The sequence below is a fragment of the Pseudomonas koreensis genome (assembly GCF_025447595.1).
GTDB lineage: Bacteria > Pseudomonadota > Gammaproteobacteria > Pseudomonadales > Pseudomonadaceae > Aquipseudomonas > Aquipseudomonas koreensis_H.
In genome coordinates this window covers 36,466-57,940 of record NZ_JAOEJU010000033.1, presented here as the reverse complement: position 1 = coordinate 57,940, position 21,475 = coordinate 36,466, and the positions used below count along the sequence as shown (strand labels likewise).

Below are 21,475 nucleotides of genomic sequence, written 5' to 3'. Positions count from 1 at the left end.
AGCGGCTGGTCAGCTGGGCGAACTCGTTGTAGGAGTCGCGGGCGGCACCCGGGTCACGCTTGGTCATGTCCAGCGGCAGGAAACGCGCCAGCAGGCCGACGTCCTGGTCGAACGAGGTCAGACCCTTCAGGTAGTAGGCGTAATCGACGTTCGGGTGCTGCGGATGCAGACGAATGAAACGCTCGGCGGCGGATTTTGCAGCTTCCGGCTCGGCGTTCTTGTAGTTGGCGTAGATCAGTTCCAGCTGCGCCTGATCGGCGTAGCGACCGAACGGATAACGCGACTCCAGAGCCTTCAGCTTGGCTGTGGCGCTGGTGTAGCTGTTGTTGTCCAGGTCCTGTTGAGCCTGCTGGTACAGCTCGGCTTCACTCAGGTTTTCGTCTACGACTTCCTTCGATGAGCAAGCAGCGGTCAATGCGAGGATGGCGATCAGCAGCAGGTGTTTCACTTGCATGGCGGCTTGCGTCCCTATGACGGCCGCTGTCTTGGGCGGGGCCGTCCTGTTATGATGAGCGCCCCGTTGAAAAGCCCCGGGGCAAAAGACGCCGTATTTAACCACAAGCGCGCAGCCGAAACCAAAGGCTGTAGCCGACGCCCAGTCCGAGCATGTCCGATAAAATTGAACTTCGCGCAGAGGTGCCGTCCGAATTGGGCGGCCAACGCCTCGATCAAGTCGCCGCCCAACTCTTCGCCGAGCACTCGCGCTCGCGCCTTTCCGCCTGGATCAAAGAAGGTCGCCTGACTGTGGACGGGGCGGTCATCCGCCCGCGCGACATCGTTCATGGCGGTGCCATCCTTGAGCTCACTGCCGAGCAGGAGGCCCAGGGTGAATGGGTCGCTCAGGACATCGAACTCGACATCGTCTATGAAGACGACGACATTCTGGTGATCAACAAGCCTGCGGGCCTGGTGGTGCACCCGGCTGCCGGTCACGCTGATGGCACCTTGCTCAACGCCTTGTTGCACCACGTGCCGGATATCATCAATGTCCCGCGCGCCGGTATTGTGCATCGTCTGGACAAGGACACCACCGGTCTGATGGTGGTGGCCAAGACCATTCAGGCGCAGACCAAGCTGGTCGCCCAGCTACAAAGCCGCAGCGTCAGCCGGATCTACGAGTGCATCGTGATCGGCGTGGTGACCGCCGGTGGCAAGATCAATGCCCCGATCGGCCGCCACGGCCAGCAGCGTCAGCGCATGGCGGTGATGGAAGGCGGCAAGCCGGCCGTCAGCCACTACCGCGTGCTGGAACGCTTCCGTTCCCACACTCACGTACGGGTGAAGCTGGAAACCGGTCGTACTCACCAGATTCGCGTGCACATGGCGCACATCAACTTCCCGTTGGTCGGCGACCCGGCGTACGGCGGTCGTTTCCGCATTCCGCCGGCCGCGAGCCAGACCATGGTCGAATCCCTCAAGCACTTCCCGCGTCAGGCTCTGCATGCGCGATTCCTTGAGCTGGATCATCCGACCACCGGTGAGCGCATGAGCTGGGAATCGCCGCTGCCGGAAGATCTGGTGTGGCTGCTGACCCTGCTCAAGCAGGATCGCGAGGCATTCGTCGGATGAACTGGCTGACGCCGGACTGGCCCGCGCCGGCCAGCGTCAAGGCCTGTGTCACCACCCGCGAGGGCGGCGTCAGCGAGGCGCCGTTCGACAGCCTCAACCTGGGCGATCATGTCGATGACCATCCTGAGGCCGTCGCCGAAAACCGTCGGCGCCTGACCGAACATTTCTCTATAAAGCCTGCCTGGTTGCAGCAAGTGCACGGGATTGCCGTGGCGCATGCTGATCCGTCCGTGGTGGCCACGGCCGACGCGAGTTGGACGGATACTCCTGGAATTGCTTGTGCGGCAATGACAGCCGATTGCCTGCCGGCGCTGTTCTGCGACCGTGCCGGTACTCGCGTTGCTGCGGCTCATGCCGGTTGGCGTGGACTGGCGGCCGGCGTGCTGGAAGCCACCCTCGAAAGCCTGGATGTGCCAGCCGAAGACGTACTGGTCTGGCTCGGCCCGGCTATCGGCCCGCAAGCTTTCGAAGTCGGCCCGGAAGTCCGGGAAATCTTCATCAATCAATTGCCCGAAGCCGAGACAGCCTTTGTCCCGAGCCACAACGCCGGCAAGTTCATGGCCGACATCTATAAGCTGGCACGGCTGCGTCTGGCGGTTCGTGGTGTCACCGCTGTTTATGGCGGCGGTTTCTGTACCGTGACCGATCCGCGCTTCTTCTCTTATCGCCGTGCATCGCGCACTGGTCGCTTCGCCTCCCTGGTTTGGCTCACCCGCTAGACTTGCCTGATCTGCATCACACCTCTGACGCTTGAATCTTCCAGAATCGACCGCATCTATAGCGGTATCTGGCAGGTTTCTTTATTCAGGATGGTTTTTAGGTCCGGCCTGCTCAAAAGGAAGGTGACCCATGCGTATAGACCGTTTAACCAGCAAATTGCAGTTGGCGTTGTCCGATGCCCAATCCCTGGCTGTCGGCCACGATCATCCGGCCATCGAGCCGGCGCATTTGATGCAAGCCATGCTTGAACAGCAGGGTGGTTCGATCAAACCCCTGTTGATGCAGGTGGGCTTCGACGTCAACAGCTTGCGTAAAGAGCTGACCAAAGAGCTCGATCAATTACCGAAAATCCAGAACCCGACCGGCGACGTGAACATGTCGCAGGATCTGGCGCGTCTGCTCAACCAGGCCGACCGTCTGGCCCAGCAGAAGGGCGACCAGTTCATTTCCAGCGAGCTGGTGCTGCTCGCCGCGATGGACGAGAACAGCAAGCTTGGCAAGTTGCTGCTCGGCCAGGGCGTGAGCAAAAAAGCCCTGGAGAATGCAATCAACAACCTGCGCGGTGGCGAGGCGGTCAATGACGCCAACCACGAAGAGTCGCGTCAGGCGCTGGATAAATACACCGTCGACCTGACCAAGCGCGCCGAAGACGGCAAACTCGATCCGGTGATCGGCCGTGACGACGAGATCCGTCGCACCATTCAGGTTCTGCAACGCCGCACCAAGAACAACCCGGTGCTGATCGGTGAGCCTGGCGTGGGTAAAACCGCAATTGCCGAAGGGCTGGCCCAGCGCATCATCAATGGCGAAGTGCCGGATGGCCTGCGCGGCAAACGTCTGCTGTCCCTCGATATGGGGGCGCTGATTGCCGGTGCCAAATATCGCGGCGAGTTCGAAGAGCGCCTGAAAGCGCTGCTCAACGAGCTGTCGAAGCAGGAAGGGCAGATCATTCTGTTCATCGACGAACTGCACACCATGGTCGGCGCCGGCAAGGGCGAAGGCTCGATGGACGCCGGCAACATGCTCAAACCGGCGCTGGCCCGTGGTGAGTTGCATTGCGTCGGCGCAACTACGCTCAACGAGTACCGCCAATATATAGAGAAGGACGCGGCCCTCGAGCGGCGCTTCCAGAAAGTACTGGTGGATGAGCCGAGCGAAGAAGACACCATCGCGATCCTGCGTGGCCTCAAAGAGCGTTACGAGGTTCACCACAAGGTGGCGATCACTGACGGCGCGATTATCGCGGCGGCCAAGCTCAGCCACCGCTACATCACTGACCGGCAGCTGCCGGACAAGGCGATCGACCTGATCGACGAAGCGGCCAGCCGCATCCGCATGGAGATCGACTCCAAGCCGGAAGTGCTGGATCGTCTGGAGCGGCGCCTGATTCAACTGAAAGTTGAATCTCAGGCCCTGAAGAAAGAAAGCGACGAAGCGGCGATCAAACGCCTGGAAAAACTCCAGGAAGAAATCGTCCGCCACGAGCGGGAGTATTCGGACCTGGAAGAAATCTGGAACTCGGAAAAAGCCGAGGTGCAGGGTTCTGCGCAGATTCAGCAGAAGATCGAACAGTCCCGTCAGGAACTGGAAGCCGCGCGCCGTAAAGGCGACCTGAACCGCATGGCCGAGTTGCAGTACGGGGTGATCCCGGATCTGGAGCGCAGCCTGCAAATGGTCGACCAGCACGGCAAGAGCGAAAACCAGTTGCTGCGCAGCAAGGTGACCGAAGAGGAAATCGCCGAAGTCGTTTCGAAGTGGACCGGTATTCCAGTGTCGAAAATGCTCGAAGGCGAGCGCGACAAGCTGATGAAGATGGAAAGCTTGTTGCATCAACGCGTGATCGGCCAGGACGAAGCGGTGGTTGCCGTGGCCAACGCGGTGCGGCGTTCCCGTGCCGGGCTGTCCGACCCGAATCGCCCGAGCGGCTCGTTCATGTTCCTCGGCCCGACCGGTGTCGGTAAAACCGAGCTGTGCAAGGCGCTGGCCGAATTCCTCTTCGATACGGAAGAGGCGATGGTGCGGATCGACATGTCCGAGTTCATGGAGAAACATTCCGTGGCACGGCTGATCGGTGCGCCACCAGGCTACGTCGGTTATGAAGAGGGCGGTTACCTGACCGAAGCGGTACGGCGCAAGCCTTACTCGGTGATCCTGCTGGACGAAGTCGAGAAGGCGCACCCGGATGTGTTCAACATCCTGTTGCAAGTGCTGGAGGATGGACGCCTGACCGACAGTCACGGCCGCACGGTGGACTTCCGCAATACCGTGATCGTCATGACCTCCAACCTCGGTTCGATGCAGATCCAGGAACTGGTAGGCGATCGTGAAGCGCAACGTGCAGCGGTGATGGACGCGATTTCCACCCACTTCCGTCCGGAGTTCATCAACCGGGTCGACGAAGTGGTGATCTTCGAGCCATTGGCGCGGGATCAGATCGCGGGCATTACCGAGATCCAGCTGGGCCGTCTGCGCAGCCGTCTGGCCGAGCGCGAGCTGAAGCTGGAACTGAGCCCGGAGGCGATGGACAAGCTGATTGCCGTCGGTTACGACCCGGTCTATGGCGCACGACCGCTGAAGCGTGCGATCCAGCGCTGGATCGAGAACCCGTTGGCGCAGTTGATTCTGTCGGGACGTTTCCTGCCGGGCGAGACCGCGACCGGCGTCGTAGAGAACGACGAGATCACGTTCAACTGACGCTCGACGGTGTTGAAGTAATCAAGGCCTCGCATTGCGAGGCCTTTTTTTTCGCCAGGCTGTTGAACTCAAAGGAAAAGGCTTGTAAAGTGCGCCCCGCAGTCAGTCACCCACAGGGTTTCAGCTCACTGAGCAGAAATCTGAAATAAGTTGCAAATCATTAACTTGAAAGCAATTTAGGGGGTTGACAGAGGTGTTCTAGGTTGTAGAATAGCGCGCCTCAGACACACGAACGCAGCGATGCGGACGAAGTCGAGAAGCTGCAAGTTTCACCGTTGTAAATTGAAATATGTAGTTCCGTGATAGCTCAGTCGGTAGAGCAAATGACTGTTAATCATTGGGTCCCAGGTTCGAGTCCTGGTCACGGAGCCAATTTCAAGCCGGGGTATAGCGCAGTCCGGTAGCGCGCCTGCTTTGGGAGCAGGATGTCAGGAGTTCGAATCCCCTTACCCCGACCATTTTTGGGTCGTTAGCTCAGTTGGTAGAGCAGTTGGCTTTTAACCAATTGGTCGTAGGTTCGAATCCCACACGACCCACCATTTTTGAAACCAGGTAACACTGGGATCGAATCTTAAGATCAGAGGCCAAAAGCGCTGATCGAAGAAGGCGATCTTTGAAAGATCGCCTTTTTTTTACCGGGGTATAGCGCAGTCCGGTAGCGCGCCTGCTTTGGGAGCAGGATGTCAGGAGTTCGAATCCCCTTACCCCGACCATATTAATAATCCTCGTATCGAAAGATACGGGGATTTTTTTTGCCCTCCGGAAATGTTTCATTCAAGTCATCGTACAACTTGCCGATAGCCCGCTAACCAAAGGGGCCTGCCGCATCAAAACGCCCCTGAATTCTGCCAATACAAGAAAAAGGGCGTTCGTCATGTTGCTTCGTCAGTTGAATATTGCTCCCCGCGCTGCTCTGGGATTTGCCCTCATCGCGGTGCTGGTGGCGTTGCTCGGGGTGTTTGCGCTGGGGCAGATGTCGAGCATCCGCGACAGCGAAGTGGCGGTGGAGACGCAGTGGCTGCCGAGCATTCGTGGTGGCGACGAGATTCGCGAGATCATGTTGCGCATTCGCACTATCTCCCTGCGCATGGCGCTGGATCAGGATCCGGCCAACATCGCCACGTACCGCAGCCAGATGGACACCCGAGACAAGGAATTGAGCGAGAAAATCGCGGCCTACGATCGGCTGGTCACTACACCTGAAGGCCGGCAGATATATGACCAGTTCAAGAAAACCTTCGCTGCCTATCGCACCGGAATCGCACAGTCATTCACCCTTGCCGACCAAGGAAAGCGTGACGAGCTGACCAAACTGCTGCTGGTCGACATGAAAACCGTGGTCGACGGCTCCGGCAAACAACTCAACGACCTGGCGGATCTGTTCGCCCGGCAGGTCGCCGCCGAAAGCCAGAACTCAGCCGCCCATTACGATACCTCGCGCACCATCGTGACTTTGTTCATCGCTCTGGCGGCACTGGCAACCGTAGCTCTGGCCATGTTGCTGACCCGCAGCATCGTTCGCCCCCTGAGCGCCGCCGTCGACGCTGCTGAACACGTCGCCAAAGGTGATCTGACCCGCCCGATCGAAACCCACGGCAACGATGAAGTCAGCCGCTTGCTCAAGGCGTTGGCGACCATGCAGCAGAACCTGCGCGAAACCCTGCAAGGCATCAGCGGTTCGGCCACGCAACTGGCGACCGCTTCCGACGAACTGAGCGCGGTCACCCACGACAGCACGCAAGGACTGCAACAACAGAACAACGAAATCGAACAGGCCGCCATTGCCGTTAACGAGATGACCACGGCGGTCGAGGAAGTCGCCCGCAATGCGGTGTCGACGTCCGACGCTACCCGTCAATCCAGCGAGTCGGCACAACTGGGACAGGAACGTGTCAGCGAAACCGCGAGCGCCATCAACGCCTTGGCGAGCGAAGTCGAACACACCGGCGAGCTGGTGCAATCACTGGCTAACCAGTCGCAAGACATCGGCAAAGTGCTGGACGTGATTCGTGCGATCGCTGAACAGACCAACCTGTTGGCACTCAACGCTGCCATTGAAGCGGCCCGGGCCGGGGAGAGTGGACGCGGGTTTGCGGTGGTCGCCGACGAAGTCCGCGCGCTGGCTTATCGCACACAGCAATCGACCCAGGAAATCGAGCAGATGGTGCAGGGCATGCGCAACGGTTCAAGCCTGGCGCTGGAGTCGATGCAGGCCAGTGCCTCGCGCGCCGCCACCACCCTGGTGCTGGCCGAGCGGGCCGGTGAAGCGTTGCAGACGATCACGGCCTCGGTACACGAAATCCACGAGCGCAATCTGGTGATCGCCAGCGCCGCCGAAGAACAGGCGCAAGTGGCGCGGGAAGTAGATCGAAATCTGGTGAACATTCGCGATCTGTCGGTGCGCTCGGCGGCGGGTGCCGATCAAACCAACGCGTCGAGCCATGAACTGTCGCAACTGGCCAATGCCCTGCAAGGCATGGTGCGACGCTTCCAGCTGTAATCATGCAGGCGTGAAAAAGCCGCGCTTCTCGTCGGAGAAGACGCGGCTTTGTTTTGTCGGGCGTCTGAGAAATCAGACACCGTCCTGGTCTTTCAGGTGTTCGAACAGACCTTTCGGCATTTTCTTGCCGTTGGCTTCGAAGTTGGCTTTGACGTTGTTGTACGCCTCTTGCTCGTCGATGAAGCCGTCGTGGTTGGTGTCGATCTTGTCGAAGTCGGACTTCGGCGCGACCTTCAGGAACTCGGCGCGAGAGACCTTGCCGTCGCCATCGGTGTCGGTCTTGGCCATCGACGCATCGCCGCATTTGCCTTCACCGCATTTGCCTTCCGGGGTTTTCACCGAGGTCTCGGCCGAGGCGACCATGTAGCCTTGGGCCAAAGGTTGCGCGGCGAACACCGAGCCGGACAGCATCAGGCCGCCGGCCAGTACGGCACCGACCAGGCCAAGGGAGTTTTTGCCGATTTTCGAAGTATGGGACATTGCATTCTCCTTCGGTTGCACAGCGCAACCACACGTTAAGGGCGATCAAGCCGGAGCAGGTGTGCTCGGGTGTGGCCATTAAGCAGTGGCGGTGTATCGCGTCTGTGTCGAGGAGTGGGGGCGTTTGTAATCGAAGGTGCGAACATGTGGCGCAGATACAGTAGGAAACAGAGCTTTCAATCAACACAAATCATTGTGGGAGCGAGCTTGTTCGCGAATGAGGCGGGTCAGCCGATGCATTTATCGACTGATCCACCGTCTTCGTGAGCAAGCTCACTCCCACAGGGTGTTACATCAGTGCAGCTTCAGGCGTGGCTCGGTGCCGCGTCCGATCTTGCTGCCCAGCATCAGCATCGCCGTGCGGAACGGCCCGTACAGCGCCATCTGGTGCATGCGGTACAGCGACACGTAAAACATCCGCGCGAGCCAGCCTTCGAGCATCACGCTGCCGGTCAGGTTGCCCATCAAGTTACCCACAGCCGAAAAACGCGACAGCGAAATCAGCGAGCCGTAGTCGGTGTACTTGTACTCCGGCAGGGTCTTGCCTTCGATCCGCAGTTTCAGCGACTTGGCCAACAGCGACGCCTGTTGATGCGCAGCCTGGGCCCGTGGCGGAACGTTGCGATCCGAGCCCGGTTGCGGGCACGCGGCGCAGTCACCGAAGGCGAAGATGTTCTCGTCGCGGGTGGTTTGCAGCGTCGGCAGTACTTGCAGTTGGTTGATGCGGTTGGTTTCCAGGCCGTCGATATCCTTGAGGAAACCCGGTGCGCGAATCCCGGCAGCCCAGACTTTCAGACTGGCCTTGATCTCGTTGCCATCGGCGGTGATCAGGCTGTCGGCGGTAACCTGGCTGACCGAAGCGTTGGTCATCACGTTGACCCCGAGTTTCTCCAGGGTCTTGTGCACCGGCCCGCTGATCCGCTCCGGCAGCGCTGGCAGCACTCGAGGCCCGGCTTCGATCAGGGTGATGTGCATGTTTTCCGGTTTGATCCGGTCCAGACCGTAAGCCGCCAGTTCATGGGCGGCGTTGTGCAGCTCGGCGGCCAGTTCGACGCCTGTGGCGCCCGCGCCGACGATGGCCACGCTGATCTGCTGGACCGCATCGGTCTGCCCGGCGTGGGCACGCAGATAGTGGTTGAGCAGTTGCTGGTGGAAGCGCTCGGCCTGTTTGCGGGTGTCGAGGAACAGGCAGTGCTGCGCCGCGCCCTGGGTGCCGAAATCGTTGGTGGTGCTGCCGACCGCTATCACCAGCGAGTCGTAGGGCACTTCCCGCGCCGGGACCAGCTCAACGCCGTTTTCGTCGTAGGTGGCAGCCAGCTGGATCTTCTTCTGCTCACGGTCGAGCCCGCTCATGCGCCCCAGCTGGAACTCGAAGTGGTTCCATTTGGCCTGGGCGACATAGTTGAGTTCGTCTTCGGAAGAGTTCAGCGATCCGGCGGCCACTTCGTGCAACAGCGGTTTCCAGATGTGCGTGAGGTTCGCGTCGACCAGCATGATGCTGGCGGTGCCGCGTTTGCCCAGAGTCTTACCCAGACGGGTAGCCAACTCCAGACCGCCGGCGCCGCCGCCGACAATGACAATACGATGGGACATAGGAATAGCTCGCAAGGTTTTTAAAGGAAATCTTTGTCGTCGTAACCCGAGCGAGCGCGATGCAGCTCATAGCGTCAGGTAACTGATAAATCGGCTCAGCAGGCCCAGACCAATGGTCACTGCCAGCACCAGCACCAGGAGCATCCACGGCCGGAATGGCCGGCGCTCGACACGGTGTTGGGACAACTGCAGGTACTCTTCGACATGCTTCTGGTCTTCGGGGTTCAGGCGGCTGGTCATAAAGGCCTCGTCAGGTAGACGTTACTGAATGAGAACACGCTACAGCGGTTTTCAACCGGGATTGAACGCAGCATAGCCACTGTCCGGGACCGGTTCGACAGATACACTGTCCCCGAGGCGAATGATCCCGCTTTGTAACACTCGCGCGGTGATTCCGCCATGTCCGCGCACGGCCTGGAACGTTCCGGGGCCGAGGTTGTTTTGCAGACGCGCACACGGCTGGCACCAGCCTGTGGTTTCGAAAATCGCCTGACCAATGCGAAAGCGCCGCCCCTTGAGGCTGAACAGGTTGATCCCGCTTATAACGAGATTGCGCCGCAGATCTTCAGGCGTGACCGGTTGTTCGGCCGACCGGCCCATCAAGGCACTGATGACAGCCAGATGTTCCCACTGAATCAGCGTCACCTGCCGCGCATTGCGCACCCCGGGACGAGCATGGTCGCCGGTGAGCCCCGCTTCGAGCCGCGCTTCCACTGCGTCAAGCGCGAGCATCGGCCCCCGTGACTCGGGGCGCACGCCAATCCAGCGCACGCATCCGGTCTGCGGGACATCGGCAATCAGTTGTTGAAGTGGCGTCACAGGCTGATCCCGACATCGAACACGATGCTGCGCCCCAGGTTACCGCGCAGGAAATCCGGGGCATCGGGATGGGCGAACAGCACCCGGGCAAAAGTCGGCCCGACCAGCGACAGTGAGCGCCAGCCCTGACGCAGGTATTCGGTGGGCGGCGGAAAATGGCTGTTGAGGTCGAGCACTTCGCGTTTGAGGCTGGCGAAGGCAATGATGTCCAGCTCGCCCAGGTCCATGCCGCGTTCTTTGTAGTTGTGCGCTTTCTTGCGCAAGGTCGGCGCCAGTCTCAGCAGAAATTCATTGGCCGGAATCCGCCGCGGCTTGGCTTCACGGCGTACCAGTTGGCTGAGGGAAAACGCACTGCGCCGACGTTGCAGCTCATCGCGCCATTCGTCGTTGAGCCGACGGCCCTCGTCGAGGACGAAAAACACCTCGAAATTGGCGTCGCGAAACAACACGTCCGGCGGCTCACCGGCGGGGGCGAATTCGTCGGCACGATACGGAATATTCAAGCCTTGCAGAAGGCGCTGGCAGACCCAACGCTCACGCTCCCATTTGCGGGCATTGGACAGGAAGGCGTTGGCTTGCTCGGCCGCGATGGTCAGCAGGCGTAAATAATCTGAGTCATCCATAGGCCCAAGCTTAGCGTTCAATTGCGACAAGCAGAAAGCTTTGCATCGGCAGATGTTCCGCCGTGCAGGTGTAGACTCCGCCGCAGGAGCGCCAATCAAAGGAGTCTGCGGTGCGAATCAAGGTGATGGGATCATGATCGGTGCAGAACTGCTGTCATCGGCAAGTCTGACCCTCGGCTGGCTGATTTACCTGCCGGTCCTGCTCTGGGCGATTGTCCGCGCACCGTGGGTCGAACTGTTCAGCGACAACCGTCGTCAGCATTTGCTGTTCGGCACGGTGTTCGCGTTGTTTCTGCTGTGGCTGGTGCGCAGGGATTTCGACACCGGAGTGTCTTACCACTTCATCGGCATGACAGCGGTGACGCTCCTGCTGGACTGGCCGCTGGCAATCGTCGGTGGACTGGTGGCGCAGTCGGGACTGGTGCTGTTGGGGCGTCAGGATCTGGTGGCCGTCGGGGTCAACGGCGCCTTGCTGATCCTGTTGCCGGTGCTGATCACCGAATGCGTGGCGATCCTGGTCGAGCGTGCACAGCCGCGCAATCCGTTCGTGTACATTTTCTGTTCCGGCTTTTTCGCCGCGGCGCTGTCGGCGTTGTTCTGTCTGACACTGAGCCTGACGTTGCTCTGGTACGACGGTCTGTTTGCCATGCCCGAATGGCTTGAGGATTTCATCGGTTACCTGTGGTTGCTGATTTTTCCCGAAGCCTTCATCAACGGCATGGTGGTCAGCGCTTTGGTGGTGTTCTGCCCGGAATGGCTGGAAACGTTCAACCGCACCCGCTACCTTTCGGCGCCCTGGAAGGACGACGATCCCAAGTCTTGATCCACATCAAATCCACTCTGCGCGCGGCATTTCATGCTCGGCCAAATCCCTTCAGGAGCAGCGGCATGAGCGTGTACGAGTGGGCGAAGCAGGAAACCCGGCAGAGTCTGGAGATGGCGCAGGAGGTGGGGTTCGATCCGGGCCTGAGCCTGCGCGCCTTGCTCAGTGCGGTGGTGCAGCAGAGCAAGGCGGTGCGTAACGCCGAAGACCTGGCTGACGAGTTGCGCTTTCTGGCCGAAAACCTCGACGACGATCAGGACTACGGCTTCATGCGGCCCTGAGCGGGATCAGTGACGCGGGTCGAAATCGCCGGAAAACAGTTCGTCCTCGGCATCCGGGGTCACCGGAATCTTGTGTTCTTCCGACGCCCAGGCGCCGAGGTCGATCAGCTTGCAGCGGTCCGAGCAGAACGGACGGTATTTGTTTTCCGGGGTGAATTCCACGGGCGCGCCGCAAGTCGGGCAGTTGACGGTTGGGGTCTGGCTCATGATTGGCCTCCGGATAAAGTCAGGTAAAAGTGATGCAGGCGCTCGACCTCGCTGTGCAGCCAGGCGAGGTCGCGGTCGTTGAACACCACGTCGTCGGCACGGCTGACGCGGTCTTCGCGGCTGGACTGGGCCTTGAGGATCGCTTGGACCTGCTGTTCGCTGGTCTGGTCACGCTGCAAGGTGCGTTCGATCTGCAGTTGTTGCGGGGCGTCGATCACCAGGATTCGCTGGGTCATCGTGTATTGCCCGGACTCGATCAGCAGCGGCGAGACCAGAATTGCGTAAGGCGATTGTGCCAGCGCCAGGTGATGGGCGATTTCTTCGGCGATCAGCGGATGCAGCAGCGCTTCGAGCCAGCGCCGTTGCTCCGGCACCTCAAAGATCAGTTTGCGCAGGGCCGCACGATCCAGCGTGCCATCGGCCTGCAGCACATCCGGGCCGAAGTGCTCGGCGATCTTCGCCAGCGCCGGACGGCCCGGTTCGACCACCCAGCGCGCCGCGTGATCGGCGTCCACCACGTGGACACCAAGATCGATGAAGTGCTGGGCGGCGGCGCTTTTGCCGCTGCCGATGCCGCCGGTCAGGCCGAGAATCCAGGGTTTTTCCACAGGGGTATTCATTTCAAACCGACAAACTGCCAATAGAAGCCGGTTATTTGACCACCCCAGAGCAAGGCAATCCAGCCGGCAATTGCCAGATACGGGCCGAAGGGGATCGGCGTCGAGGTTTTCTGGTCACGCAGCTTGAGCAAAATCACCCCAAGCACGGCGCCCACCAGCGAGGACAAGAGGATGGTCAGCGGCAGAATCTGCCAGCCACCCCAGGCCCCGAGCAGCGCCAGCAGCTTGAAATCGCCGTGACCGATGCCGTCCTTGCCGGTGATCAACTTGAACAGCCAGAACACCGACCACAGCGCCATGTAACCCAGCACCGCGCCCCACAGCGCGTCGTGCAGCGACACGAATAGCTCGAAGCTGTTGACGATCAGTCCCAGCCACAGCAGCGGCAGCACCAGCACGTCGGGCAGCAATTGATGTTCGGTGTCGATCAGGCTCATGGCCAACAGGCCCCAGGTCAGCACGATCAGCAGGCACGCCGGCCAGCCGAAACCCAAGTGCCAGGCGATGAACGCCGAGAGCAGGCCGCTGGCCAGTTCGGTCAGCGGGTAGCGTTTGCTGATCGGTGCGCTGCAACTCGAGCAGCGCCCGCGCAGGAACACGTAACTCAACACGGGAATGTTTTCCCACGCCCGGATCCGGTGGCCACAGTGCGGGCATTGCGAATGCGGCAGCATCAGGTTGTAGGTGGGCAAAGGCGCTTCACCGGGTAGCCCCAAAACATCGTGGGCCTGCTGGCGCCATTCACGCTCGAGCATTTTCGGCAGGCGCCAGATCAACACGTTGAGGAAACTGCCGACCACCAGCCCCAACAGCAGGGCGGTGAAGACAAAGGCCAGCGGATACAGGCTGAAGAGTTCGTTGATAGGCATGTCAGATCGCTGAGCCGAGTTGGAAGATCGGCAGGTACATCGCCACCACCAGACCGCCGACAATCACCCCGAGTACCACCATGATGAATGGCTCCATCAGGCTGGTGAGGTTGTCGACCATATTGTCCACTTCGTCCTCATAGAAACCCGCGACCTTGTCGAGCATCTCGTCCAGCGCGCCGGACTCTTCGCCGATAGCAGTCATTTGCACCGCCATGTTCGGAAAAATGCCGGTGGAGCGCATCGAGAAATTCAGCTGCATGCCGGTGGAAACATCCTGGCGGATGCGCAGCACGGCGCGCTTGAATACCACGTTGCCGGTGGCCCCGGCCACAGAGTCCAGCGCTTCCACCAGCGGCACGCCAGCCGCGAAGGTGGTCGACAGGGTGCGGGCAAACCGCGCCACAGCGGACTTGTACATCAATGTGCCCACCAGCGGCAGCTTGAGAAACCAGGCGTCGCGCCGGTCGCGCAGGGCCTGGGATTTTTTCAGTGCGTGACGTAAACCGAAAAAACCGCCAACCAGTGCTCCGAGAATCGCCCACCACCATTGCTGCATGAATTCCGAGAGGCCGATGACCATCAGGGTGAATGCCGGCAATTCGGCACCGAAGCCGGAGAACACTGACTGGAATTGCGGCACCACTTTGACCAGCAGAATCCCGGTGACCACCGCAGCCACCAGCACCACGGCGGTCGGATAGGTCATGGCCTTTTTGATCTTGGCCTTGAGGCTTTCGCTCTTTTCCTTGTAGGTCGCGACCCGTTCCAGCAAGGTATCGAGGGCACCGGACTGCTCGCCGGCATCCACCAGGTTGCAGTACAGCTCATCGAAGTATTGTGGCTTCTTGCGTAGTGAAGCGGCGAAGCTGTTACCGGCTGCCACCTCTTGTTTTACCTCGTCCACCAGTTTGCGCATGGCCGGGTTTTCGAAGCCTTCGCCAATGATGTCGAACGACTGCAACAGTGGGACGCCGGCCTTCATCATGGTCGCCATCTGCCGGGTGAACAGAGCGATGTCCTGAGCCTTGATGCGCTTGCCCAGGCTCAGCAGCGAGGCGGATTTCTTGCGCACCTTGCCGGGGTTGATGCCTTGCTTGCGCAATTGAGCCTTGATCAACGCGGGATTCTGGCCGCTCAACTCGCCGGTCACCTTGCTGCCTTTGCGGTCCGTGCCTTCCCAGGCGTAGATGCTGATTTTCGCTGCCTTGACCGCCATGTTCAGTCCTTGGTGACCCGGTTGATTTCTTCAAGGCTGGTAATGCCTTGCATGGCCTTGATCAGGCCCGATGTGCGCAAGTCGTTGAAACCGTCCCGGCGCATCTGGGTATCGATTTCCAGCGAGTTGCCCTCGGCCATGATCAGGTGTTGCAGCTCAGGGGTGTTTTTCACCACTTCATAAATTCCCACGCGACCCTTGTACCCGCCGTTGCAGTGATCGCAACCGGAGGGCTCATAGATCGTGAATTGGCCGATGCGTTCCTCGGGAAAACCTTCCTTTATCAGGGTTTCGCGGGGGATCTCGATGGGCTTCTTGCAGTGGCTACAGAGTTTTCGCGCCAGCCGCTGGGCAATGATCAGGCTCACCGAGGTCGCGATGTTGAAGCCGGGAATGCCCATGTTGTGCAGACGGGTCAGGGTTTCCGCTGCGCTGTTGGTATGCAGGGTGGACAGCACGAGGTGCCCGGTCTGGGCCGCCTTGATCGCGATTTCGGCGGTTTCGATATCGCGGATCTCGCCGACCATGATCACGTCCGGGTCCTGACGCAGAAACGAGCGCAAGGCTTGAGCGAAGTCCATACCTTGCCGGGGATTGACGTTGACCTGGTTGATGCCTTCCATATTGATCTCCACCGGGTCTTCGGCGGTGGAGATGTTGATGTCGACGGTATTGAGGATGTTCAGCCCGGTGTACAGCGACACGGTCTTGCCTGAGCCGGTGGGGCCGGTGACCAGAATCATGCCTTGTGGTTGCTTGAGGGCGGCCATGTACAGGTCTTTCTGCTCCGGCTCGTAGCCGAGGGCATCGATGCCGATCTGGGCGCTGGACGGGTCGAGAATCCGCATCACCACTTTCTCGCCCCAGAGCGTGGGCAGGGTGTTGACCCGGAAATCGATCGACTTGCTCTTCGACAGGCGCATCTTGATCCGCCCGTCCTGAGGCTTGCGCCGTTCCGAAATGTCGAGGCTGGCCATTACCTTGAGGCGGGCGGCTATTCGCCCGGCCAGTTGAATCGGCGCCTTGGCCACCTCACGCAGGATGCCGTCGGTGCGTACCCGCACCCGGTAGTTCTTCTCATAGGGCTCAAAGTGCAGGTCGGAGGCGCCGCCCCTGATCGCATCCAGCAGCATCTTGTGGACGAATCGCACCACCGGGGCATCGTCGGCATCAAGCCCGCCTATCGCTTCTTGCCTGTTGTCGTCGATCGACTCGATGTCCACTCCGTCGAGGTCGACGTCCCCCATTTCCTCCAGGCCGGTAGCATGATGGTCGAAGAATTTTTCGATGGCATCGGTGAGCTTGTCGTCCTCCACCAAAATGGCTTCGGTGCTCAGCCCGGTGCTGAACTGAATGTCGTTGATCGCCTGATGATTGCTCGGGTCGGAAATCCCCACGAACAGCTTGTTGCCGCGCCGCCAGAGGGGCAGGGCATGGTGCTGGCGCACCAGTTTTTCGCTGACCAGCCCTTTGGGCTGGGTTTCCTTGTCGAGGCAGTTGAGGTCGAGAAATGCCATGCCGAAATGTTCCGAGGCGATCTCGGCGACCTGCCAGCTCTTCACCAGTTTGTTCTGCACCAGGTAGCTGACCAGCGACACGCGATTGCGCTGCGCCTGTTGCCAAGCTTGCTGGGCACTCTTTTCCGTGAGCAATTCGGCCTGCACCAATTGTTTGGCCAGACCGCTCAGAGCGATGTCATTCATGGGGTTTCCACGTGCTTGCCGTTCATGACTTATAGCCTAGTCAAGTGACAGCGCCAAACACGGGAGGTGCAGGTGACAAAAAGTGTCAGATAGTGCGGTTACGGGTTGTAGGAATCGGCACGTCAGCCGGAGGACGACCAGCAGGCCGGGGCTGCAAGCGCTTGGCACGGGCTGTGCTGAGTCCTGTTCAGATCATGAGATTCCGACTCATGCATGGAGCGTGTCTATGAAGAAACAACAAGGTTTCACTCTGATCGAGCTGCTGATCGTTGTGGCGATCATCGGTATTCTGGCCACCATCGCGTTGCCGCAATATTCCAAATATCAGGCGCGGTCCAAGGTGACTGCCGGTCTCGCAGAGATTTCAGCGCTTAAAGTGCCCTTTGAAGACACCATTAATCAGGGGACAGATCCTTCACTTACAAACGTTGCCGGTGGCAACACCACAACATCGAATTGCACACTGACTGCTTCGGGAACCGCATCGACGGGTGCCGGCACCATTACATGCACGCTGCTTAATGCTCCAGGTCCTGTGCTGGGCAAAACCATTACGCTCACCCGCTCTGGCGCGGCCACGGGCGCTACGTCGGGTGTCTGGACATGTGCTTCGACGGTCAACAATGAATACGCACCGAGAGGTTGCCCTGGCAGCGGCGCTTGATACCTGAGCGATACAGCAAGAAATGCCCCGCTTCGCGGGGCATTTCTTATTGCGCGGCAGCTCACAAAAGCTTCAATAATTTCAGGGTGTTAGGAACTTTCTGAAAAGCCGCAACTTGCATGTAGATATTTCACAGGTCATGCAAATTGCATGATTTCGAAAATATCTCATATTCTTAACTTGTTGATTTTAAAGGGAATATTTCGATCTTAAAAGTTGGCACAGCGTTCGCAATATCTCCGGTAACCCTGCTGACAAGACATCCAGCAGACTTTCCAGAAAAACAGGAGTTACTCGTATGAAGAAGTTCGCTATCACTGCCGCTGCTGCTACCGCGCTGACCCTGACCATGGCTTCCGGTGCATTTGCTCAATCGACTCAGGCCACTCAGGCGCCAATGACCCTGGCTGCCGGTGAAGTCACCAAGGCTAAAGAAGCTACTTCCGATACCTGGATCACTACCAAAGTCAAAAGCGACCTGGTAACCGAAAAAGGCATTCCTGGTACCGACATCAAAGTCGAAACCAACAAAGGTGTGGTTTCCCTGTCCTCTGAGGTCGCCATCACCGAAGCCCAGAAAACCACCGCAGTGAACATCACCAAGAAAATCAAAGGCGTGAAAGCGGTCTCCGCTGACGGCCTGAAAGCCGAGTAAGGCAAGACTTCTCGCCTGGACCGGGAGAAGACGCGACAGGCGGGCCGAGCAATACGTCTGCCGCACTTTAGAGTTCATGCGAACGGCCACACGGAATGTGGCCATTACAGGCCCCGGCATTCATGTCGGGGCCTGTTCTATTTCAGAGACGGGAAAAGCGGAGAGGTCAGTTGCCGCGCTTGCTGTTGATCTGCTTCAGGCGATTGCCTTCGAAGCGCAGGTATTGATACATGCCGTTGCTCGGGCCGTAGGTCCATTCCTCGACCTGAAACTCTTCACGACGATTGGCGCTGCGTTTGTAACCGAGCAGATCGCGACTGACCGGCTCGCCACACTTCTGCAGCACCTCGCTGGCACGGTCGCCAAGGCTCACCAGTTGGCTGCCGCAGCGCAGGGTATCGGACGCCGCGGCCTGACTGGCGATTAACGCCAGTCCCAGTGCAGTCAGCCACTTGCACTTCATTACTCGGCATCCAGATGCATTTGTGTCACCACCCGGCCGTCGCTCTCCGCTTCGCCGAGGTTGGCGTCGATGAAGTACACGCGATCGTCGGCCAGTTGGCCCTTGTCCACCAGGTAATCCTTGATGCTGCTGGCCCGGTCCTGACCGAGCTGGCGCAGCAGCACGTCGCTGGAACTCCAGAACTTGATTACGTCGGCGCGCATTTTTGCCGTGCGTTCTTCCTTGCCCAGATCCTTCCATTCGGCCGGTGGCTGGGTTTTCAGGCGGGTGCGGTAGATGCCTTCAAGCAGCGGGCCTTTTTCGTTATCCGGTACCTGAATCAGCGAAGCCTGAGCCGGCACCTTGTCGCCCCGGCGCTGGAGCATCTTGTAGTAGTTGTACTGGTATTCACGTTCCAGGCGCTGTTCGGCGATCAACGGGCCGTCGCTGCTCTGGGCGGCGGTGCCTTCGATTTCCAGGCGCAGGGCAGGACGCTCCTTCAGCGCTTGCGACAGCTTCACCAGCGCGGCTTCGGCGTCTTTGCTCAGGTCGCTGGAGCCCGGTGCGAAGGACACGGTGCCGAGGTCTTCGGAACCACCACCGCTGACCAGTCCGCCGATCAGCTTGAACGGTGCGGCGGCGGCTTTGACGATCAAATTGCGCAGGGTCTGCCAGACAATCGGCATTACGCTGAATTGCGGGTTGTTCAGGTCGCCGGTCACCGGCAGCTCGATAGAGATCTTGCCGTCGACGTCCTTGAGCAGGGCAATCGCCAGTTTCAGCGGCAGGCTCACGGCATCCGGGCTGTCGACCTTCTCACCCAGTTGCAGTTGCTCGACCACCACTTTGTTTTCGGCCTTGAGCTGGCCTTTGGTGATCAGGTAGTGCAGATCAAGATTGAGTCGGCCCTTGCGGATCCGGTAGCCGGCGAACTTGCCGGAGTACGGCGTCAGAGTGGTCAGCTCGACCCGTTTGAAACTGGTGGCGATGTCGAGGCTGGCCATCGGGTCGAACGGATTGACCGCGCCTTTGATGGTCACCGGCGCATAGCGGTCGACCTTGCCCTTGATGTCGACACTGGCGGGCTTCGCCTGACGGCTGTCGATGGTGCCGATCTGACCGTTGAGTTGCTGGATCGCAGTGGCAAAGTTCGGGGTCAGGCTGAAGTCGGCGAAGTTGGCCGAGCCGTCATTGATCGCGATGCCACCGATGTGAATACCCAGCGGTTTGTCATTGCTCGCCGGTTTCGCCGCGGCTGTCTTTGCCCCGGAATCGGCCGGTTGCGGGATCAGCAGGTCGTCGATGTTGGTGGTGCGGTCATCGTTGATCATGAACCGCGCATACGGCTGGAACAGGTTGACCTTGTCGATCGACAGGCTGTCGCCGTGCTGATAGTTCAGGCCTTCCACCACCACTTGCTGCCACTTGAGGAAGTCGCGGGTTTTCAGGGTGTCGAGGGTGTGTAACTGATCGACCTGAGCACGACCGGTGACGCTGAGGGCCAGCGGGTCGGTGCTTTTCAGGTTCACTTTCAGGTCGCTGCCGAGCATGCCGCTGCGTAGTTCGAGACGAATGAACGGGTTGATGTACGACTGCGCGACCCGCAGGTCGATGTCCTGGGTTTTCACGTTGAGCTGCGCGGTGACCGGGGCCAGATTGACCACGCCGTCGGCGCTGATCTTGCCTTGCTTGCCCAGGCCGGTGTCGAGTTTGAGGTTGAAAGGCGAGCCATTGAGGCTGTCGAAATTCTGCAGATCGACGTTCAGCGGCGTGACATCCAGGGTGACTTCCGGCTTCGCCGAGCGATCGGCCAGATGCACTTTATAGTCACGCAGTTGCACGTCCTTGAGCAGCACTTGCCATGGCTTGCTCGGCGCAGTCGGCTCGGGTTTCGGCGAGTCGGCAGCGGCCGGAGTGCTTTTCGGTTCCGCAGCCGCTTTGGCGGCAGGTTTTGATGGCTGGCTGGCGAACAGTTTCTGCCAGTCCAGTTGTCCGTCCGCTTCCAGGGCTGCCCAGGTTTCCAGTTTCTGGCTGCGGATCTTGCCGACCACCACTTGCTGTTTGGCTAGGTCCACGGTGGTGTCGCTGACGTCGAGGCGCTCGAGTTTCGCCAGTTGACGCCCGTCCGGCGCCTTGATGGCGAACGGGGCGATGTTGACCGCGACGTTGCTCAGCAGCAGTTCGGTTTCCTTGGACAGGTTGAGCTTGTAGTCGGTGCTCAGGCTGACGACACCCTCTTCCAGCACCAGTGGCACGGCGTCGCGCACGTAGGGCCAGAAGGCTTTCATCTTGCCGTCGGTGATCTTGAGAGTGCCTTCGGAAGCGATCGGAACCAGGCTGAAGTTGCCTTTCCAGTCGATCTGCCCACCGGCCGGGCCGATCGCGACGAGGGTCATGTCAGCGTTGTCTTCGGGCAGGGTGCTGAGGTTTTTCAGCTCGAAGTCGAGCTTGTCGTAGACGAACTCGATCGGTTCGCTCGGACGTGCATCCACGAAATGCAGGTTGCCGCCGGCCAGCTGGATCCGGTCGATGCGCAGCGGAAACGGTTTGGCGTCGGGATCGGCCGGGGTGGGCTCGCTGGCCGGGAGCTTGAACAAGCCGAGAAGATTGAGCTGGCCGTCTTTGGCGAACAGGATCTCGGTTTTGGATTTTTCCAGTTCGATGTCGGACAGATGCAGGGCCTTGGTCCACAGGCTGTCGAGTTGCAGGTTGGCGTACAGACGTTCGAAACCGACCTGTTCCTTGCCTGGCTCGCCGATCACCAGGCCCCAAAGCGTGAGTTCAAGGCTGAACGGGTTGAGCTCGATGCGCTGCAGATGCGCCGGCACCGTGGCGTAGTTGGCCAGTTGCTGATTCACCACCCTGAGCGCAATGCCCGGCAAAATCAGGAACCCCAGCAGGCTGTAGAGGGCCAGGGCAGTCAACAGGGCGCCAATCGCGCGAATCAATCCTTTGGGCATGTGCGGCTTCATCTGTCTGAATCGGAGTGCCTTG

At 59.7% G+C, this 21,475-nt stretch carries 21 protein-coding genes and 4 tRNA genes; 12 read left to right on the top strand and 13 right to left on the bottom strand.

The features are described 5' to 3' along the window. A partial coding sequence (gene bamD, locus N8H71_RS27055) for an outer membrane protein assembly factor BamD (protein ID WP_262196349.1) occupies positions 1 to 454 on the bottom strand: 454 nt, incomplete at its 3' end. A gap of 152 nt (positions 455 to 606) precedes the next feature. Between bamD and rluD the strand changes: the two genes are divergently transcribed. The 8 genes from rluD to N8H71_RS27015 all read left to right on the top strand — a co-directional run bounded on the left by rluD (position 607) and on the right by N8H71_RS27015 (position 7,483). Next, positions 607 to 1,569 carry a 23S rRNA pseudouridine(1911/1915/1917) synthase RluD gene (rluD, locus tag N8H71_RS27050; protein ID WP_011335991.1) on the top strand — a complete coding sequence of 321 codons (963 nt, stop codon included), beginning with the start codon at positions 607 to 609 and terminating at the stop codon, positions 1,567 to 1,569. Next, positions 1,566 to 2,288 carry a peptidoglycan editing factor PgeF gene (pgeF, locus tag N8H71_RS27045; RefSeq protein WP_262196348.1) on the top strand — a complete coding sequence of 241 codons (723 nt, stop codon included), beginning with the start codon at positions 1,566 to 1,568 and terminating at the stop codon, positions 2,286 to 2,288. Before rluD ends, pgeF begins: the two co-directional genes overlap by 4 nt. A gap of 130 nt (positions 2,289 to 2,418) precedes the next feature. Further along, a complete protein-coding gene (gene clpB / locus N8H71_RS27040; RefSeq protein ID WP_085712172.1) occupies positions 2,419 to 4,983 on the top strand; it encodes an ATP-dependent chaperone ClpB in 2,565 nt (854 codons plus the stop codon). Between the two features lie 296 nt (positions 4,984 to 5,279). Continuing rightward, positions 5,280 to 5,355 (top strand) — tRNA-Asn (locus N8H71_RS27035). A gap of 9 nt (positions 5,356 to 5,364) precedes the next feature. Beyond that, a tRNA-Pro gene (locus N8H71_RS27030) sits at positions 5,365 to 5,441 on the top strand. 5 nt (positions 5,442 to 5,446) lie between these two features. After that, a tRNA-Lys gene (locus tag N8H71_RS27025) sits at positions 5,447 to 5,522 on the top strand. 97 nt (positions 5,523 to 5,619) lie between these two features. Continuing rightward, positions 5,620 to 5,696, top strand: a tRNA-Pro gene (locus tag N8H71_RS27020). A 161-nt stretch (positions 5,697 to 5,857) separates the two neighbouring features. Beyond that, positions 5,858 to 7,483 carry a methyl-accepting chemotaxis protein gene (locus N8H71_RS27015; protein WP_262196347.1) on the top strand — a complete coding sequence of 542 codons (1,626 nt, stop codon included), beginning with the start codon at positions 5,858 to 5,860 and terminating at the stop codon, positions 7,481 to 7,483. Between the two features lie 72 nt (positions 7,484 to 7,555). Here N8H71_RS27015 and N8H71_RS27010 read toward each other — a convergent pair whose 3' ends face one another. The 5 genes from N8H71_RS27010 to N8H71_RS26990 form a co-directional block, all read right to left on the bottom strand. Further along, positions 7,556 to 7,963 carry an HvfA family oxazolone/thioamide-modified RiPP metallophore gene (locus N8H71_RS27010; RefSeq protein WP_262196346.1) on the bottom strand — a complete coding sequence of 136 codons (408 nt, stop codon included), beginning with the start codon at positions 7,961 to 7,963 and terminating at the stop codon, positions 7,556 to 7,558. 294 nt (positions 7,964 to 8,257) lie between these two features. Beyond that, on the bottom strand, positions 8,258 to 9,556 hold the full coding sequence (locus tag N8H71_RS27005) for an NAD(P)/FAD-dependent oxidoreductase (protein WP_085689761.1): 1,299 nt from the start codon (positions 9,554 to 9,556) through the stop codon (positions 8,258 to 8,260). Between the two features lie 66 nt (positions 9,557 to 9,622). After that, the gene (locus N8H71_RS27000) at positions 9,623 to 9,796 is read right to left on the bottom strand and encodes a DUF3094 domain-containing protein (protein ID WP_007909875.1); all 174 of its coding nucleotides are present in this window, start codon (positions 9,794 to 9,796) and stop codon (positions 9,623 to 9,625) included. A gap of 51 nt (positions 9,797 to 9,847) precedes the next feature. Continuing rightward, positions 9,848 to 10,375, bottom strand: a complete 528-nt coding sequence (locus N8H71_RS26995; RefSeq protein WP_102686306.1) for an MOSC domain-containing protein — start codon at positions 10,373 to 10,375, stop codon at positions 9,848 to 9,850. Beyond that, positions 10,372 to 10,998 (bottom strand): DUF1780 domain-containing protein, encoded by a 627-nt coding sequence (locus N8H71_RS26990; protein ID WP_007959580.1) that lies wholly within the window; start codon positions 10,996 to 10,998, stop codon positions 10,372 to 10,374. Before N8H71_RS26990 ends, N8H71_RS26995 begins: the two co-directional genes overlap by 4 nt. 133 nt (positions 10,999 to 11,131) lie before the next feature. On the opposite strand from N8H71_RS26990, the gene N8H71_RS26985 reads away from it, so the two are divergent. Together N8H71_RS26985 and N8H71_RS26980 are read left to right on the top strand one after the other, a co-directional pair. Beyond that, positions 11,132 to 11,821, top strand: a complete 690-nt coding sequence (locus N8H71_RS26985) for an energy-coupling factor ABC transporter permease (protein WP_262196344.1) — start codon at positions 11,132 to 11,134, stop codon at positions 11,819 to 11,821. A gap of 65 nt (positions 11,822 to 11,886) precedes the next feature. Next, complete coding sequence (locus N8H71_RS26980) at positions 11,887 to 12,102, top strand: hypothetical protein (protein WP_197870613.1); 216 nt, start codon at positions 11,887 to 11,889, stop codon at positions 12,100 to 12,102. Between the two features lie 6 nt (positions 12,103 to 12,108). Here N8H71_RS26980 and yacG read toward each other — a convergent pair whose 3' ends face one another. Genes yacG through pilB form a run of 5 tightly spaced genes read right to left on the bottom strand, consistent with a single transcriptional unit; the run spans position 12,109 to position 16,720 of the window. Further along, positions 12,109 to 12,309 (bottom strand): DNA gyrase inhibitor YacG, encoded by a 201-nt coding sequence (gene yacG / locus N8H71_RS26975; RefSeq protein ID WP_262196342.1) that lies wholly within the window; start codon positions 12,307 to 12,309, stop codon positions 12,109 to 12,111. Further along, entirely contained in the window at positions 12,306 to 12,929 is a 624-nt protein-coding gene (gene coaE / locus N8H71_RS26970; RefSeq protein WP_262196341.1) for a dephospho-CoA kinase, read from the bottom strand. The genes yacG and coaE overlap by 4 nt, the downstream gene beginning before the upstream one ends. After that, complete coding sequence (locus N8H71_RS26965) at positions 12,926 to 13,798, bottom strand: prepilin peptidase (protein ID WP_262196339.1); 873 nt, start codon at positions 13,796 to 13,798, stop codon at positions 12,926 to 12,928. Before N8H71_RS26965 ends, coaE begins: the two co-directional genes overlap by 4 nt. Before the next feature lies 1 nt (position 13,799). Next, complete coding sequence (locus tag N8H71_RS26960; RefSeq protein ID WP_262196337.1) at positions 13,800 to 15,017, bottom strand: type II secretion system F family protein; 1,218 nt, start codon at positions 15,015 to 15,017, stop codon at positions 13,800 to 13,802. Between the two features lie 2 nt (positions 15,018 to 15,019). Continuing rightward, on the bottom strand, positions 15,020 to 16,720 hold the full coding sequence (gene pilB, locus N8H71_RS26955; protein WP_262196335.1) for a type IV-A pilus assembly ATPase PilB: 1,701 nt from the start codon (positions 16,718 to 16,720) through the stop codon (positions 15,020 to 15,022). Positions 16,721 to 16,946: 226 nt separating this feature from the next. Between pilB and N8H71_RS26950 the strand changes: the two genes are divergently transcribed. Both N8H71_RS26950 and N8H71_RS26945 read left to right on the top strand, forming a co-directional pair. Continuing rightward, positions 16,947 to 17,384, top strand: a complete 438-nt coding sequence (locus tag N8H71_RS26950; RefSeq protein ID WP_262196333.1) for a pilin — start codon at positions 16,947 to 16,949, stop codon at positions 17,382 to 17,384. A gap of 298 nt (positions 17,385 to 17,682) precedes the next feature. Then, entirely contained in the window at positions 17,683 to 18,039 is a 357-nt protein-coding gene (locus tag N8H71_RS26945) for a BON domain-containing protein (RefSeq protein ID WP_007959598.1), read from the top strand. 166 nt (positions 18,040 to 18,205) lie between these two features. Here the strand turns inward: N8H71_RS26945 and N8H71_RS26940 are convergent, their stop codons facing one another. Beyond that, positions 18,206 to 18,502 carry a DUF2845 domain-containing protein gene (locus N8H71_RS26940; RefSeq protein WP_262196331.1) on the bottom strand — a complete coding sequence of 99 codons (297 nt, stop codon included), beginning with the start codon at positions 18,500 to 18,502 and terminating at the stop codon, positions 18,206 to 18,208. Continuing rightward, positions 18,502 to 21,453: a DUF748 domain-containing protein gene (locus tag N8H71_RS26935; RefSeq protein ID WP_262196330.1), complete on the bottom strand. Its 2,952-nt coding sequence runs from the start codon at positions 21,451 to 21,453 to the stop codon at positions 18,502 to 18,504. Before N8H71_RS26935 ends, N8H71_RS26940 begins: the two co-directional genes overlap by 1 nt. Between the last annotated feature and the right edge of the window lie 22 nt (positions 21,454 to 21,475).